Genomic DNA, 14,537 nt, shown 5'->3' with positions numbered 1-14,537 from the left:
CGCTCATCCGCCGAGCTTATGCACCTCGCCCAAACGAGTGAGAAGTTGTTGCGCCGCAAGGATAGAACGCTCATCACCCGCGTCGAGCAGATCCGCTGCGACGGCCGCCGGGATCGCAAGGCCGCCCGCGCCCGGCGGACGCAGAATGCCGGGCAGAGCGGGAACACGGATCACCGCGTTGGGTTCCGGGCTGTCCAGGCGGAGCCGCCGTGACCGCGCGAGTTCGTCGAACCGGGCGGCGTCCACGTAGAACTCTTCATCGGCGCCGCCCGCCATCAGGTCGGCACCGTGGCGCCCCGCGGCGACAGGACCGCTGACGACGGCGTGCGGATCGTCCCGTAGGCGTGCGAGCGGTCCGGCCAGCATTCGTACGCGGTGCACGCGCGCGCGACCGGAGAGCAGGCGCGGCCATTGGGCCGGCACGTATTCCCGCGCGTAGCGCTTGAGCCGGACTCGTTCCGACGGCGAGATCCACGACGGCTGATAGCCGCTCAACGACCACAGGAATCCCCACGCCATCCGGGCGGAGAACGGCCGGCCGGCAGCGGGCTTCACCACGCTCTTCCGATGCTCGACCGATCGGGCGTCTACCAGCAGTTCACGGCCTATCCGGACCGCGTCAAGACCGCCGCCGTGCACGAGTTCGCGGACGCGCTCGCGCGAGATCTCCAGCGCTCGCGCCGCCTGCGCGACCGGGAGCAACTGAGCCGAATCGACCATGTCCGCTCCCTTCGATCGCTGATCGGTTCGCCACCGAGTTTACACAAACCTTCGCAGACAAGAAGGATTGTGTAATTAGTCTTACTAGACCGGTCGTCATAGTTTGGGTTAAAGTCGGCCGCATGGTTCGCCGCACCGACACCCGGCAGCGCATGCTCGACTCCGCCGCCGACCTCTTCCACCAGCAGGGTTACCACGCCACCGGGCTCAACCAGCTCGTCGCCGCCGTCGGCGCGCCCAAGGGATCGCTGTACTTCCACTTCCCCGGCGGCAAGGAGCAGCTGGCCGCCGAGGCCATCCGTCAATCCGCCGACCGGCTCTGCGACCAGCTGCGCACGATCGCCGCGAACGCGCCCGACATCGTCACCGGTATCGAGACCGTGGTCGACGCGCTGGCGACCTCGCTGGAGGAGTCGGATTTCCAGCGCGGCTGCCCGCTCGCGACGGTCGCGCTCGACGCGTCGGGGACAGCGAGGTGATCCGCCAGGCCTGCGCCGACGGCTACAACTCCTGGCACACCGTCATCGCCGGCGCGCTGGACACCGACAAGGCGGACCACCTCGCGACGGTCGTCCTCGCCGCCATCGAGGGCGGCTTGCTGCTGGCCAAGACGTTGCACGACACCGCGCCACTGCGCGCGATCGCCCCTCATCTCCGCACCACACTCGAACGGGAGCTCTCCTGATGCGCGTCCATCACCTGAACTGCGGGACCATGCGGCCGGTCGGCGGCAAACTCATCGACGGCAAGCCCGGCCTGTTCCGCCGCGCCGAACTGATCTGCCACTGTCTTCTGCTGGAGACCGACACAGGGCTCGTGCTCGTCGAAACCGGCGTCGGGACGCCCACCGTCACCCGGCCGGTGGAATGGCTCGGCGCCGGTTTCGTCCGGCTGGTGCACCCCGACAGCGACGACGACCTCAGCGCCACCACCCAGATCCGCAAGCTCGGCTTCGACCCGGCCGACGTGCGTGACATCGTGCTCACCCACCTCGACCTCGACCACGCGGGCGGGCTCGTCGACTTCCCCCAGGCCCGGGTCCACGTCCACGCCCGCGAGCTCCAGGCGCTGGAGAAGCCGATCGACCGCAAGGAGGCGAGCCGCTACCGCAAGGTCCAGTTCGACCATGGGCCGCTCTGGCGCTCGTACCGCGCCGACGGCGAGCCGTGGTTCGGTTTCGACGCCGTCCGTGAGCTCGAAGGGGTCCCGGACGTCCTGATCATCCCCCTGGCCGGGCACACCCGCGGCCACGCCGGCGTCGCGGTCGACACGGGTGACGGCTGGCTCCTCAACGCCGGCGACGCCGTCTTCCACGGCGGCGAGCTGGAGCGAAACCCGCACATCCCCTTCGCCTTGGGCTTCTTCGAGTCGTACATGCAGACGGAGAAGACGGCACGACTGGACAACCAGCGCCGGCTGCGCGAACTTGTCAGTAACAACGGTGCCGAAGTGACGGTCTTCGCCGCGCACGACGCCGCCGCATTCGAACGGCTCAGCCAGAGGAGCAGGCTATGAAGGCCCACCACCTGAACTGCGGCACGATGCGCGCACCGGGCGGCAAGCTGCTCGACGGCCAGCCGGGGCTGCTGCGCCGCTCGGAGCTGGTGGCGCACTGCCTGCTCGTCGAGACCGGCGACGGGCTCGTTCTGGTGGACACCGGGTTCGGCCGCAAGGGTGTCGAGAACCCCGGCGCGTGGCTCGGCACGCCGTTCACGATCATGGTCGGCGCGAAGCCGGTCGAGACGGAGACGGCGGCCCACCACGTCGAGGCGCTCGGCCACAAGCTCGAAGACGTCCGGCACATCATCTGCACCCACCTCGACGTCGACCACGCGGGCGGGCTCGCGGACTTCCCGAACGCCGTCGTGCACGTCCGCACCGCGGAGCACGACGCGGCGACGTCGCCGTCCAATCAGAGCGAGAAGCTGCGCTTCCGCGCCAACCAGTTCGCCCACCGTCCACTGTGGAGCATGTACGACGAGGCCGGGGACGAGTGGTTCGGCTTCCAGGCCGTCCGCGAGCTGAAGGGCCTGCCGCCGGAGATCCTGCTGGTACCGCTCGCGGGGCACACCAAGGGCCACACGGGCGTCGCGGTCGACACCGGCGACGGCTGGCTGCTGCACGCGGGTGACGCGTACTTCTTCCACGGCCAGATGGATCCCGTGAAGCCGCACTGCCCGCCGGGGATGACCGCTTTCCAGAACATGGTGCAGACGCTGCGCAAACCGCGGCTGGAGAACGTCGAGCGGCTGCGTGAGCTGAGCCGGGACCACGCCGACGAGGTCACCGTGTTCTCGGCACACAGCCCAGTGGAGTACCAGGCGCTCAGCCGCGGTTGATCGAGCCCGGCGACGGTGGGACGGCAGCGCGAAGGGGACTTTCCCCGCGTCCAATGCGGCGAAAGTCCCCTTCACACCACTCGAAACCGCCCGGCGAGGGTCAGCCGACCGGCGGCTCGACGGGCTGCCGGTCCTCTTCACTGTGCGTCGCCCGCATGACGAGCCAGTTGATCCCCCACAGCACGATGCCGACGCCGAGCAGGATCGCGGCGACCTTGTAGTCGCGCGCGGGCCGCCCGGACAACGGCGTCACCAGGTAGACGCAGAAGATCGCGGCCAGCACCGGGATGATCGTCGGCGCCCGGAAATGCTTGTGCGCCGCCTTCTCCTTGCGCAGCACCAGGACCGCGACGTTGACGATGGCGAACACCGCCAGCAGCAGCAGCGCCGTCGTGCCGCCGAGCACCCCGATGTCCACAAAGGACACGAGACCGATCGCGATCAGGCTGGTGAACACGATCGCCACCCACGGGCTGCGGCGGAACGGGTGCACGGTGCCCAGCTGCTTCGGGATGATCCGCTGGTTCGCCATGCCGTAGAGCAGCCGGCTGGCCATCAGCATGTTGATCAGGGCCGAGTTGATGACCGCGAAGAGACCGATCGCGGAGAACACCTCGCGCGGGAAGCCGGGCGCCCCGACGTCGAGCACCTTCAGCAGCGCGCTGCTCTTGGCCGCCGCCAGATCGTCCGCGGGCACCAGCAGCGAAGAGGTCACCGAGACCATGATGTAGATGGTCGCGGCGATGACCATGCCCCACAGCATCGCCTTCGGGAAGATCCGGATCGGGTCCTTGCACTCCTCGGCCATGTTCACCGAGTCCTCGAAACCGACCATCGCGAAGAACGCCAGCGACGTCGCCGACGTGATCGCCACCAGCATCGTCTGGTTCTCGGTGTCGAACTCGACCAGCCGCGAGGCGTCCCCGTTGCCGTTCAGCACCGCCCACACCCCGACCCCGATGATGATCAGCAGGCCGCCGATCTCGATACAGGTCAGCACCACGTTGGTCTTCACCGATTCGGAGACCCCGCGGAAGTTGATCAGCGCGAGACCGATCACGAACAGGATCGCCACCAGCGGCATCGGCGCGGTGATGAACTCCTTGAGATAGGTCTCCCCGAAGGCCTTCGCCGCCGACGAAGCCGACGTGATCCCGGAGCACATCACCGCGAACGCCACCATGAAGGTGAGGAAGCGGATCTTGAACGCCTTGTGCGTGTAGAGCGCGGCCCCCGCCGCCTGCGGGTACTTGCCGACCAGTTCCAGGTAGCTGAACGCGGTCATGAACGCGACCACGAACGCGATCAGGAACGGCAGCCAGAGCGCGCCGCCCACCCGGCCTGCCACCTGCCCGGTGAGCGCGTAGACGCCCGTCCCGATGATGTCCCCCACCACGAAGAACAGCAGGAGCTTGGAACCCATGACCCGTTTGAGGCTCGGCTGACCGGCCGGACCGGTCTGTTCTGTTGTCGTCGTGTCCGCCATGCGGCAAGAGTGTGCCGCATCACGTCTGGTGCCGACAGTCCGGTTTGGTCAGTTCTTCGTCACGGGTTGACGAAGGGCGCCTTTGGGTAATTCGCTCAGTTGGCGTCGACCGCGGTCTTCACCAGCGGGACCATCATGTCCTGCGTCATCTTCGCCGGGCCGGTGTAGTTGACCAGCACCGGGACGTTGTCCACGAGTTCGGCGGCCGCCAGCGTCGCGGTCTTGTTCTCGTCGGTGTAGTAGATGGCGCCCTCGCCGACACCGGCGACGTCCTTCGCGTTCGCCTTCGCCTTCTTCAGCGCCGCGACCATCTCGGCGGGCTTGATCTTGTTGCCTTCGAAGCGGGTCACGGCGAGCGCGCCGATCTGCTTGCCGGCGGCCGAGAAGACGCAGCTCTTGGCCTTGCCCCCGTTGGCGGCGTTGTCCTGCACCGGGCCCGGCGCCGACGTCACGCCCTGGATGGAGACGGCCTTGCCGACGGCCTCGGCGGGCAGCAGCGCGCACGGCTCCTTCGAGCCGGCGCCGCCGGTGGGCGCGGCCGAGGAACTCGGCGCGGCGGAGGGCGAGGGGGCCTGGCTCGACGGCTTGGCCGCGTTGTCCGTCTTCTGGTCCCCGGACGAGCAGGCGGAAAGGGTCGCGATGACAGCGGCGAACAGGATGATCGCCCGTGAAATACGCATGGGCCCGACGATAGACCGGGCGACTCAGTCCGCCGGGGCCCGGTACCGCCAGAACGACGGGATCAGCAGCGCCGCGCCGACGACCAGCACGATGACCAGCACCCCGCCGCCGGAGGCCGCGGCGGCGGTGCCGACACCGGCGGCCGCCCAGCCGTGCGTGAGGTCGGCGATCCGCGGCCCGCCCGCGACGACGACGGTGAACACGCCCTGCAGCCGTCCGCGCATCTCGTCGGTGGTGGCGACCTGCAGGATCGACATCCGGTAGATCGCGCTGACCATGTCGGCGGCTCCGGCGAGCGCCATGAAGAACACCGCGAGCCACAGCGAGTTCGCGAGCCCGAACCCGGCGACGGCGGCACCCCAGACGCAGACCGAGACGATCACGCCCGCGCCCTGGTTGCGGATCCTGGTCAGCCAGCCGGAGAAGAGACCGATCAGCATCGCGCCCGCGGGGAGCGCGGCGTACAGCCAGCCCAGCGCCGGACCGCCGCCGGGCGGGTCGCCGAAGGTGCGCTCCGCCATCTCCGGGATCAGCGCGCGCGGCATGCCCGCGACCATCGCGATGATGTCGACGAGGAACGAGGCCAGCAGGATCTTCTGCGTGGCCAAGTATTTGAAGCCGTCGATGATGTCGCGGATCCCGGCGCGGCGCGTGATCTCGCCGAGCGGCGGGATCGGGGGAAGCTTGTAGACCGCGATGAGGGTCAAGGTCAGTGCGATGACGTCGATCAGGTAGAGCGTCGAGAGGCCGAGGATCGGGATCAGCGAACCGGCGAGCAGCGGGCCGAAGACCGCGCCGAAGGTGGCCATCGTGCTGCTCAGCGCGGTCGCGGGCGCGATCAGGTTGTCCGGGACCAGGCGGGCGACGACGGCGCTGCGGGTCGGCATGTTGACCGCGAAGAACGCCTGGTTGACCGCGAGCAGGCCCAGTACGAGCCAGACGGAGCCGACGTTCAGGAACGCCTGGAGCCACAGGACCGCCGAAGTGAGCGTGACCCCGACGTTGGTGACCAGGAGCAGTTTGCGGCGGTCGACGGCGTCCGCGATGGCACCGCCCCAGAGCCCGAAGACGAGCAGCGGGATCAGGGCGACCAGACCGGTCAGGCCGACGTAGGCCGACGAGCCGGTGAGGTCGAAGACCTGTTTGGGGACCGCGACGGCGGTGAGCTGGCTGCCGATCGCGGTGACCGCGGTGGAGAGCCAGAGGCGGCGGAACGCGGGGATCTTGAGCGGCCGGGTGTCGACGACGATCGAGCCGAACAGCTTGCGGACACCTTTGCGCTGTTCAACCCCCACGTCGTCACTCACAACCCGACAGCTTAGCCGCGCTAACTAACCATCCGCGCGCGATTTAAGTCACCCAGTGGCGGGCGAAGGGGACTTTCCCCGCGTCAGACGCGGTGAAGGCCCCCATCGCCGCGTCCTATGCGGTGAAGGGCCCCTTCAGCCCACTCCCAGCCGCACCGAGCCTCGGTGACCCAACGGTCTCCCGGGAGCGCGCCAGCGCGACGGGGAGACTTCACCGTCGCGCGCCCTCTTTCGGGCCGAAGGCCCCGAAAACGCGACGGAGGGGCGCCCTCCGCTCCCAACGCGAGTTGCAAGCGGTCCGGGCGCCCCTGCGGCGCGTTTTCGGAAGCGCGCGACAAAAAGACACAGACAAAAATTACGGCGCGACGCGCTCGATCTGCCAGCCGTCGTCGGTCCGGACGTAGCGGAGCCTGTCGTGCATGCGGTCCTCGCGGCCCTGCCAGAACTCGACGACGTCGGGCCGGATGCGCCACCCGCCCCAGTGCGGCGGGAACGGGATGTTCTCGACGTCGGCGAAGCGGCGCTCGATGCCGTGCAACGCGGTCTCGAGGGCGCGGCGGCCGTCGACGACGCGGGACTGCGGCGAGGCCCAGGCCCCGAGCTGCGAGCCCCGCGGGCGGGACGCCCAGTATTCGGCGGTCTCGGCGACGTTGACCTTCTCCACCTCGCCGCGCACGTGGACCTGCCGCTGCAGGGGGTACCAGGGGAAGGTGACCGACGCGTAGCGCGTCGCGGTGAGGTCGTGGCTCTTGGTGGAGGTGTAGTTCGTGTAGAACACGACGCCCCGCTCGTCGAGGCCCTTGCACAGGACGGTCCGGGAGGACGGCCTGCCCTCCGGGTCGGCCGTGGCGAGCACCATCGCGTTCGGTTCGGCGATCCCGGCGGAGACGGCCTGGTTCAGCCAGTCCTGCAGCTGGTCGGTCCAGGTCTCCGCCAGCGCGGATTCGTCGAAGGCGGCCCCTTCGTAGGCCACCCGCATCCCGGGCAGGCGTACGACGGCGTCGCCGTTCCCGGCAGCGCCTTCCTTGATCTCCGGCATCATCCGCCAAACCTCCGTACCCGATCGGGGCCCATGACTTCGGCTTTGCCGCCGACGGTATTGCTTGGAGGGCGGCGGCGAAACCCACTGAACGGTGACACCCGCCACCCCTGCCAGATCATCTGCGTGTAGCCGCTGGACCGCAAGCCGTCACCTCCTCGTTACCTGGCCGAGCCTGATCGATCAAGGTCGAACGTCGGTCCCGCGAAATCGCGCCCGGCCGCACAAACGGCGGAAATGCCCTGGACAGACCGGGTAGGCACGGAATTCTTTCCCTTTTGTTTCACCGGCATTCCGCCACTCCGCGAACAATTCTTCCGGACCCGGGCCAATTCTGTCGATTGACAGAAATTACCGCCGGAACATCTTCGCGAGATGTGTCAGCGAAGGCCGGCTCCGTGACGGCAATTCGCGCCCCGAAACCGGCCTTCGCTTCTGTCAGTTCGTGACAGTCAACTCCGCGCGGACGATCCAGCCCCAGCAGTCGTAAGCCGCCGTGTAGCGCCCCGGCACCGTCCCCACCGGACCGTCGCCGCGCAACGCGACACCGATGCCGCCGGTGCCGCCGTCGCCGACCACCCGCAAGGGGATCGGGGCGGCGAGACCGTCCGCGACAAGGGTCGTCGCGAGCTCCCCCGCGCCGGACGGGCGCAGGCAGTAGATATCCGCGGTGACCGTCCCACCTGCGGCGACGGCGCTCGGGCTCAGGACCAGACTGGACGGTCTCGTCGCGTTCGCCTGCCCCGCACCGGCCAAGGTGGACAAGATCGCCGCCCCCGCGACGCACGACGCGGCCACACGAAGTTTCATCTTCTTCTCCCTCCGGAAATTCACCCGACACCCGATGGACGTACGGCGCCCGGGGCCGGGTTGTCCGCCCCGCAGGAGTCCGCCCTTTGGGGCGAACGGCCGGATTTAGCAGAATGTGACAGCGAATCGTGCAAGCGCCGACGATCACACTAGGTAGACCTTGCGCCACTCGATAGGATCGCCGCCGAGAGCAACGGGGTGATCACCTCTATCCAATATGTTCAGAGGTTTGGACGGGGCGGCCGGGTGTGCGGCCGCGCCTTCCGCCATTGCCGGCCGGGCTTCCGGGAGGGAGTCCGACACCGGTCGATCAGTCCTGCGCTCGAACAGCCGGAACTTTCCACGCCCGAGTTACTCCCCTTCCCCAGGAGTGCGTTGTGATTTCCCGTTCCCGCCGTCTGATGACGGCGTTGTTGTGCGCCCTTTCGCTGGCGGGCGTGACCGCCCTTTCGGCCTGTTCCGACAGCACGGCCGCTTCCGGCACCAAGGTCACCATCGGTTACAGCGCCTGGCCGGGGTGGTTCCCGTGGGCGGTGGCCCAGGAGAAGGGCCTCTTCGAGAAGAACGGCGTGAACGTCGACCTGAAGTGGTTCGACAGCTACACCGAAAGCATCAACGCCCTCTCCTCCGGCGCGATCGACGCGAACAGCCAGACCCTGAACGACACCCTCGCCTCGGTCAGCGGTGGCGCGAAGCTGTCGGTGGTGCTGGTCAACGACAACTCGACCGGCAACGACAAGATCATCGCCCGCCAGGGGATCACCGGCGTCGCCGACCTCAAGGGCAAGAAGATCGCCGTCGAGCAGGGCACCGTCGACCACTACCTCCTGCTGCTCGCGCTGCAGGAGGCGAAGCTGACCGAGAAGGACGTCGAAATCGTCCCGCTGCTGACCGACGCCGCCGCGGCCGCGTTCGTCGGCGAGCAGGTCGACGCCGTCGCCGCCTTCGCCCCCTTCACCTCGAAGGCGCTGGAGCGTCCCGGCAGCCGCGCGATCGCGACGTCCGCCGAGTTCCCCGGCGCCATCCCGGACCACCTGGTCGTCTCCGAACAGATGTCGAAGGAGCGCAAGAAGGAGGTCCAGGCGCTGGTGAACACCTGGTTCGAGACGATCGGCTGGATCAAGCAGAACCGCGAAGAGGCCGTGAAGATCATGGCGAAACGCGGCGCCGTGTCGATCGACGAGTACAAGTCCTACGACGCCGGCACCACGATCTTCACCAAACAGCAGAACCTCGACGCGTTCACCCCGGGCGTCACCCCGGCCCACCTGAACTTCCAGGCGGGCAAGATCGCCGACTTCATCGTCTCCAACGGGCTCGCCCAGAGCCGCCCGAACTTCGACGGGCTGTTCGACGACCAGTTCGTCAAGGCGGTGAAGTGAGCGCCACGGACGCGACGGGCCGGGCCGCTCAGCGGACGGACGCCGCTGACGAGGCCGAAGCACGCCGTCTCGAAGACGAGCAGCGGCTCGCCGAAGCGCAGGAAGAGCGGCGCGGCGCGCGACCGGACTGGTCGCCGCTGCCCCGCCGGGCGGGCCTCAAACCGAACGCCTCCCCGCTGTTCTCGCTCCGGACGCCGATCCCCGCCCGCTGGCGGTGGACGCTGGCGGCGGCCTCGTTCGTGATCCCGTTGCTGATCTGGGTGACGCTGAACGCGCTGGGCACGATCAAGCCGATGTTCCTCCCGACGCCGGTCGCGGTGTTCGACGCGCTGGTGAAGATGATCGAGTCGGGAGAGCTGTTCAGCGACCTCTGGGCCACCACGCAGCGGGTGCTGCTCGGCTTCGGGCTCGCGATCCTCGTCTCGGTGCCGCTCGGCATCGTGATGGGGACGTTCGACGCGGGACTGGCGCTGTTCGAGCCGGTCATCGCGATGCTGCGCTATCTGCCGGCGAGCGCGTTCATCCCGCTGCTGATGATCTGGCTCGGCCTCGGCGAACCGTCGAAGGTCGCGGTCCTTTTCCTCGGCACGGTCTTCTTCAACACGCTGATGATCGCCGACGCCGTCCGCGGGGTGCCGCGGTCCCTGCTCGACGTGTCGTACACGCTCGGCGCGCGGCGCGGCGAAGTGCTGCGGAAGGTGATCGTTCCCCATGCGCTGCCCGGGATGATCGACGCGACCCGCGTCAACGCGGCGGCCGCGTGGAACTTCGTGGTGGTCGCCGAACTGATCAACGCCACCGCCGGGCTCGGCCTGCGGATCATGCGGGCACAGCGGTTCACCCAGACCGACCGGATCTTCGCGCTGCTGATCGTGATCGGCCTGCTCGGGCTGGTCATCGACATCGCGTTGCGGCTCCTGCGGGCCAGGGTCGGGAAGTGGGCGGCATGACGCTCCAGCTGAAAGCGGTCGCCAAGGACTACACGGTCCGCGGCGAGACCACCCGCGCGCTCGACGGGATCGACCTCGACATCGCGCGCGGCGATTTCGTCTGCGTCGTCGGCGCGAGCGGATCCGGCAAGTCGACCCTGCTGTCGCTGATCGCCGGGCTGACCGAGCCGACCGAAGGCCTGATCACCCTCGACGGCGACGCCGTGACCGGGCCCGGCCCGGAACGCGGGCTGGTGTTCCAGCACGGCGCGCTGTACCCGTGGCGCACGGTGGAGGCCAATGTCGCGTTCGGACTCGAACTGCTGAGCATCGACAAGGCCGAACGGGCGCGCCGGATCGACTGGTATCTCGAAGAGACCGGGCTCGGCCACCTGCGGAAGTCGTTGCCCAAACAGCTTTCCGGCGGGCAGAAGCAGCGGGTCGCGATCGCACGGGCGCTGGTGTGCGAGCCCGACGTGCTGCTGCTGGACGAACCCTTCGGCGCGCTGGACGTCCAGACCAAAGAGGACATGCAGGTCCTGATCCGCCGGATCTGGGCCGACACGCACACCACCGTGCTGATGGTGACCCACGACGTCGAGGAGGCCGTGTTCCTCGGCGGGCGCGTCGTGGTGCTGGCCTCGGATCCGGGCCGGGTGGCCGCCGACATCGCGGTCGACCTGCCCGGTGAACGCGACCTCGCGGTCAAACGCGCGCCCGAGTTCGTCTCGCTGCGCGCGTCCATCGAAGACCTCGTCCGGGAACAGCACCGCGGACACCTCGGGCGGAGCCGGGGAGAAAGGTGACCATGAGGCACGGGAAGGACCGCACCTCGCGGTCCGGATTGCTCGGCAGACTCGGCATCCGGGGCAAGCTCAACCTGCTCCTGATGCTGCCGCTGACCGCCGTGGTCCTGGTGTCGGTGCCCTACGTCGCCGGGGAGATCGACGACGCCCGGTCCGCCCGCACCACCGCCGACGTCGCGTCGCAGGCCCGCGCGCTCGGCACGCTCGCCTGGGAACTGCAGCGCGAGCGGCTGCTGACGGCGCACTACATCGCGTCCACGTCGGCGAGCAGTTCGGCGATGCTGAAGCAGCAGGGCGTCGTCGCGGAGACGGTGAACCAGGTGCGGTCGGGGCTGAGCGCCGACGCGCCGGAAGAACTCGCGGCGGCGCTGGTGCGCATCGGGTCGCTGAACGAGATCCGGGAGAACGCGCTGCGGCGCGGCGCCTCACTCGACAGCGTGGCGCGGACGTATCACGCGGTGATCGACTCGGTCATCAACGCGCTCCGCCTCGTCCCGCAGCAGACCAGTGACGCGGCGGGCACCCAGCAGCTGACGGCGCTCGACGCGCTGCTGCGCGCGAACGAGGAGAACTCGTTGCGCGGGATGGCGTTGATCATCGCGCTGGTCACCCCCGAATCGGGCGCGCCGGTGCTGGCCGACGCGAAACAGCAGTCCTCGCTGTTCCTCGAACGGTTCGTGCAGCAGGCCGACGTCACCCAGGCCACGCAGGTCGTCGCGGTGGAGCAGGGCGAGACGGGCCGCCGGGTCGACGCGCTGGAGGCCAGGCTCCCCGAGGCCCGGGGGCCGCAGGCCGTGCAGAACCTGCTGCCGGACATCCTCGGCGCCGTCGACGCCCAGTCGAACCAGCGGCGGCTCGCCCAGGACGCGGTCACCACCGGCATCACCGACGCGGCGACCGCGCGAGCGGACGCCGCGCAGAACCTGGCGTGGACGATCGGTATCGGCGCCGGTGTGCTGTTCCTGCTGGTCGGCGGTCTCGCGATCGCGGTCAGCCGGTCGATCGCGGATCCGCTGCGGAAGCTGACCACGGCGGCGACGTCGGTCGCGGACCTCGCGAGCACCGAGCTGGTCCGCGTCACCGACACCGAGCAGGCCGAAGAGCTCGCGCCGCGGCTCGCCACCATCGACGTGTCCTCGCAGGACGAACTCGGCAAACTGGCCGAGGCGTTCAACCGGGTGCAGGCCACCGCGGCCGAACTGGTGGAACGGCAGGCCGTCACGCGGCGCAACGTCGGCCTCATGTTCGCCAACGTCGCGAAGCGCACGCAGAACCTGGTGGGCAGGCAGCTGGCGCTGGTCGACGAGCTGGAGCGCAACGAGCAGGACGTCGCCCTGCTGGCGAGCCTCTACCGGCTCGACCACCTCTCCACGCGCCTGCGCCGGAACGCGGACAACCTGCTCGTCGTCTCGGGAAACCGGGATGAGGCAAGGATTTCCGGTCCGATCGAGCTCTCGACGGCGCTGCGCTCGGCGCTCGCGGAGATCGAGGACTACCAGCGGGTGCGGCTCGGCTCGATGGGCGACGTCCTGCTGTCGTCGCCGTTCGGCTCCGATCTGGTGCTGATCTTCGCCGAGCTGCTGGAGAACGCGACGTCGTTCTCCCCGCCGGAGTCCTTTGTGGACGTCGGCACGAAGATCCTGCCGGACGGCTCCTGCCTGATCGTGATCGTGGACCAGGGCATCGGCATGACCGCGGAACGGCTCGCCGAGGAGAACCGGCGGCTGGTCGAACGCGAGCGGCTCGAACTGGCGCCGACCAGTGTGCTCGGCCTGTTCGTGGTCGGCCGCCTCGCGCGGCGGCACGGGCTCAAGGTCGAGCTGACCGAGACCGAGCCTGGCGCGGGTATCACCGCGCGGCTTACCGTCCCGCCGAATCTGCTGACCTACCGGCCGCCCGCGCCGAAATCCGTCCCCGCGCCGCCGGTGTGGCCGACGGCGGAACCGGGTGACGAGCCCGAACCGCCGTCGCTGCCCGAGCCGCGGCAGAAGGCGGCTCCGAGCGAACCGCCGACGCTGGCGATCGCCGGGATGATCCCGCGCGACGGCCAGCAGCCCAGGGACTTCCGGTGGTTCCGCAAGACCGACGGAGAGATCGTGGAGCCACCGCCCCTGCCGGCACCGGTGCCCGAGCCCGTGTACCAGGCTCCCGCGCCGACGCTCACCGCCTCCGACCCCGGCGAGACCCGCGGCGGGCTGCGGCGGCGGGTCAAGGGCGCGCAGCTTCCCGGTGCCCCCGAAGCGCCGGCGCGGCAGAAGTCCAGGCATGATCCGGAAGCGGCCAAAGCGGCCTTCGACGGGTTCGAGGCCGGACTCGCGAAAGCCACCGCACCGCCCGCGCCCGCCCCGGCGCCCATGCCGACCCCGACACCGGTGCCCGCCGCCTCGCGCGGCGGTCTCACCAGACGGGTCCCCGGCGCGCAGCTGGCGCCGGGACTGGCGAAAGGCCCGGCCGCGCGGCACCAGACCGCGCGGGCGGCGCTGAACACCACCAAGCCCAAGGGCATGCGTGACCCCGAGGCCGAGCGTGCCGCGTTCGACGCCTTCAGTGACGGGTTGGAGAAAGCCGTCAACCCGGAGATGCAACAGAGAGAGAAGAGCAAGAGATGACGACCGGAGTCAGCGTCGAAGCCCGGAACTTCAACTGGTTGGTGACGCGCTTCGCGCAGAACACGGCGAGCGCGATGGGCGCGATCGCCGTCTCGGCCGACGGCCTGCTGATCGCGATGTCGTCCGAGCTGGAACGGGCCAACGCCGACCGGCTGGCCGCGATCTGCTCGGCGATGCTCGGCCTCGCGCACGGTGTCTCCGAGAGCCACCCGCTCGGTTCGCCCGACAAGATCATCATCGAGCTGGAGCAGGGCTACCTGCTGGTCTGCACGATCAGCATCGGCTGCTCGCTCGGCGTGCTCGCCACCAAGCAGGCCAGCCTCGGCACGATCGCCTACGAGATGGCGATGTTCGCCAACCGGGCGACCGAAGTGCTCACCCCCGCGCTGATCGAGGAACTCAAGAAGAGCGTCGGCAGCTGAACTGACG

The 14,537-nt window shown here is 69.1% G+C and carries 13 protein-coding genes and 1 pseudogene; 8 read left to right on the top strand and 6 right to left on the bottom strand.

The features are described 5' to 3' along the window. Window positions 1-3: 3 nt before the first annotated feature. Window positions 4-720 (bottom strand): helix-turn-helix domain-containing protein, encoded by a 717-nt coding sequence (locus MJQ72_RS13615; protein WP_240599526.1) that lies wholly within the window; start codon window positions 718-720, stop codon window positions 4-6. A gap of 122 nt (window positions 721-842) precedes the next feature. Here MJQ72_RS13615 and MJQ72_RS44820 point away from each other — a divergent pair. The 3 genes and pseudogenes from MJQ72_RS44820 to MJQ72_RS13595 all read left to right on the top strand — a co-directional run bounded on the left by MJQ72_RS44820 (window position 843) and on the right by MJQ72_RS13595 (window position 3,059). Next, window positions 843-1,405: pseudogene (locus MJQ72_RS44820) on the top strand (TetR/AcrR family transcriptional regulator). Further along, complete coding sequence (locus tag MJQ72_RS13600) at window positions 1,405-2,235, top strand: MBL fold metallo-hydrolase (RefSeq protein WP_240599524.1); 831 nt, start codon at window positions 1,405-1,407, stop codon at window positions 2,233-2,235. The pseudogene MJQ72_RS44820 and the gene MJQ72_RS13600 overlap by 1 nt, the downstream one beginning before the upstream one ends. Continuing rightward, the gene (locus MJQ72_RS13595) at window positions 2,232-3,059 is read left to right on the top strand and encodes an MBL fold metallo-hydrolase (protein ID WP_240599523.1); all 828 of its coding nucleotides are present in this window, start codon (window positions 2,232-2,234) and stop codon (window positions 3,057-3,059) included. Before MJQ72_RS13600 ends, MJQ72_RS13595 begins: the two co-directional genes overlap by 4 nt. A gap of 100 nt (window positions 3,060-3,159) precedes the next feature. On the opposite strand, the gene MJQ72_RS13590 is transcribed toward MJQ72_RS13595, so the two are convergent. The 5 genes from MJQ72_RS13590 to MJQ72_RS13570 all read right to left on the bottom strand — a co-directional run bounded on the left by MJQ72_RS13590 (window position 3,160) and on the right by MJQ72_RS13570 (window position 8,382). Beyond that, window positions 3,160-4,545, bottom strand: coding sequence for an APC family permease (locus tag MJQ72_RS13590; protein ID WP_240599522.1), 1,386 nt, complete (start codon window positions 4,543-4,545; stop codon window positions 3,160-3,162). Window positions 4,546-4,640: 95 nt separating this feature from the next. Beyond that, window positions 4,641-5,225: a DUF3558 family protein gene (locus tag MJQ72_RS13585; protein WP_240599521.1), complete on the bottom strand. Its 585-nt coding sequence runs from the start codon at window positions 5,223-5,225 to the stop codon at window positions 4,641-4,643. Between the two features lie 24 nt (window positions 5,226-5,249). Then, on the bottom strand, window positions 5,250-6,533 hold the full coding sequence (locus MJQ72_RS13580) for an MFS transporter (protein WP_240599520.1): 1,284 nt from the start codon (window positions 6,531-6,533) through the stop codon (window positions 5,250-5,252). A 355-nt stretch (window positions 6,534-6,888) separates the two neighbouring features. Further along, window positions 6,889-7,575 carry a pyridoxamine 5'-phosphate oxidase gene (gene pdxH / locus MJQ72_RS13575; protein WP_037348006.1) on the bottom strand — a complete coding sequence of 229 codons (687 nt, stop codon included), beginning with the start codon at window positions 7,573-7,575 and terminating at the stop codon, window positions 6,889-6,891. Window positions 7,576-8,010: 435 nt separating this feature from the next. Then, on the bottom strand, window positions 8,011-8,382 hold the full coding sequence (locus MJQ72_RS13570) for a hypothetical protein (RefSeq protein WP_240599519.1): 372 nt from the start codon (window positions 8,380-8,382) through the stop codon (window positions 8,011-8,013). A 377-nt stretch (window positions 8,383-8,759) separates the two neighbouring features. Here MJQ72_RS13570 and MJQ72_RS13565 point away from each other — a divergent pair, with 377 nt between their 5' ends. The 5 genes from MJQ72_RS13565 to MJQ72_RS13545 are packed head-to-tail and all read left to right on the top strand — an operon-like array spanning window position 8,760 to window position 14,530. Continuing rightward, entirely contained in the window at window positions 8,760-9,764 is a 1,005-nt protein-coding gene (locus tag MJQ72_RS13565) for an ABC transporter substrate-binding protein (protein ID WP_240599518.1), read from the top strand. Further along, entirely contained in the window at window positions 9,761-10,714 is a 954-nt protein-coding gene (locus MJQ72_RS13560) for an ABC transporter permease (RefSeq protein ID WP_240599517.1), read from the top strand. The genes MJQ72_RS13565 and MJQ72_RS13560 overlap by 4 nt, the downstream gene beginning before the upstream one ends. Continuing rightward, window positions 10,711-11,499 (top strand): ABC transporter ATP-binding protein, encoded by a 789-nt coding sequence (locus MJQ72_RS13555; RefSeq protein WP_240599516.1) that lies wholly within the window; start codon window positions 10,711-10,713, stop codon window positions 11,497-11,499. Before MJQ72_RS13560 ends, MJQ72_RS13555 begins: the two co-directional genes overlap by 4 nt. A gap of 2 nt (window positions 11,500-11,501) precedes the next feature. Next, on the top strand, window positions 11,502-14,108 hold the full coding sequence (locus tag MJQ72_RS13550; RefSeq protein WP_240599515.1) for a nitrate- and nitrite sensing domain-containing protein: 2,607 nt from the start codon (window positions 11,502-11,504) through the stop codon (window positions 14,106-14,108). Further along, window positions 14,105-14,530 carry a roadblock/LC7 domain-containing protein gene (locus MJQ72_RS13545; protein WP_005156032.1) on the top strand — a complete coding sequence of 142 codons (426 nt, stop codon included), beginning with the start codon at window positions 14,105-14,107 and terminating at the stop codon, window positions 14,528-14,530. Before MJQ72_RS13550 ends, MJQ72_RS13545 begins: the two co-directional genes overlap by 4 nt. Window positions 14,531-14,537: the final 7 nt, after the last annotated feature.

The organism is Amycolatopsis sp. EV170708-02-1, from assembly GCF_022479115.1.
GTDB lineage: Bacteria > Actinomycetota > Actinomycetes > Mycobacteriales > Pseudonocardiaceae > Amycolatopsis.
This window is presented reverse-complemented; position numbering and strand designations above follow the sequence as displayed.

Bases quoted from the DNA above. Each gene is read 5' to 3' on its own strand.
- MJQ72_RS13615 (WP_240599526.1), bottom strand. From the start codon at position 720: ATGGTCGATTCGGCTCAGTTGCTCCCGGTCGCGCAGGCGGCGCGAGCG.
- MJQ72_RS13600 (WP_240599524.1), top strand. From the start codon at position 1,405: ATGCGCGTCCATCACCTGAACTGCGGGACCATGCGGCCGGTCGGCGGC.
- MJQ72_RS13595 (WP_240599523.1), top strand. From the start codon at position 2,232: ATGAAGGCCCACCACCTGAACTGCGGCACGATGCGCGCACCGGGCGGC.
- MJQ72_RS13590 (WP_240599522.1), bottom strand. From the start codon at position 4,545: ATGGCGGACACGACGACAACAGAACAGACCGGTCCGGCCGGTCAGCCG.
- MJQ72_RS13585 (WP_240599521.1), bottom strand. From the start codon at position 5,225: ATGCGTATTTCACGGGCGATCATCCTGTTCGCCGCTGTCATCGCGACC.
- pdxH (WP_037348006.1), bottom strand. From the start codon at position 7,575: ATGATGCCGGAGATCAAGGAAGGCGCTGCCGGGAACGGCGACGCCGTC.
- MJQ72_RS13570 (WP_240599519.1), bottom strand. From the start codon at position 8,382: ATGAAACTTCGTGTGGCCGCGTCGTGCGTCGCGGGGGCGGCGATCTTG.
- MJQ72_RS13555 (WP_240599516.1), top strand. From the start codon at position 10,711: ATGACGCTCCAGCTGAAAGCGGTCGCCAAGGACTACACGGTCCGCGGC.
- MJQ72_RS13550 (WP_240599515.1), top strand. From the start codon at position 11,502: ATGAGGCACGGGAAGGACCGCACCTCGCGGTCCGGATTGCTCGGCAGA.
- MJQ72_RS13545 (WP_005156032.1), top strand. From the start codon at position 14,105: ATGACGACCGGAGTCAGCGTCGAAGCCCGGAACTTCAACTGGTTGGTG.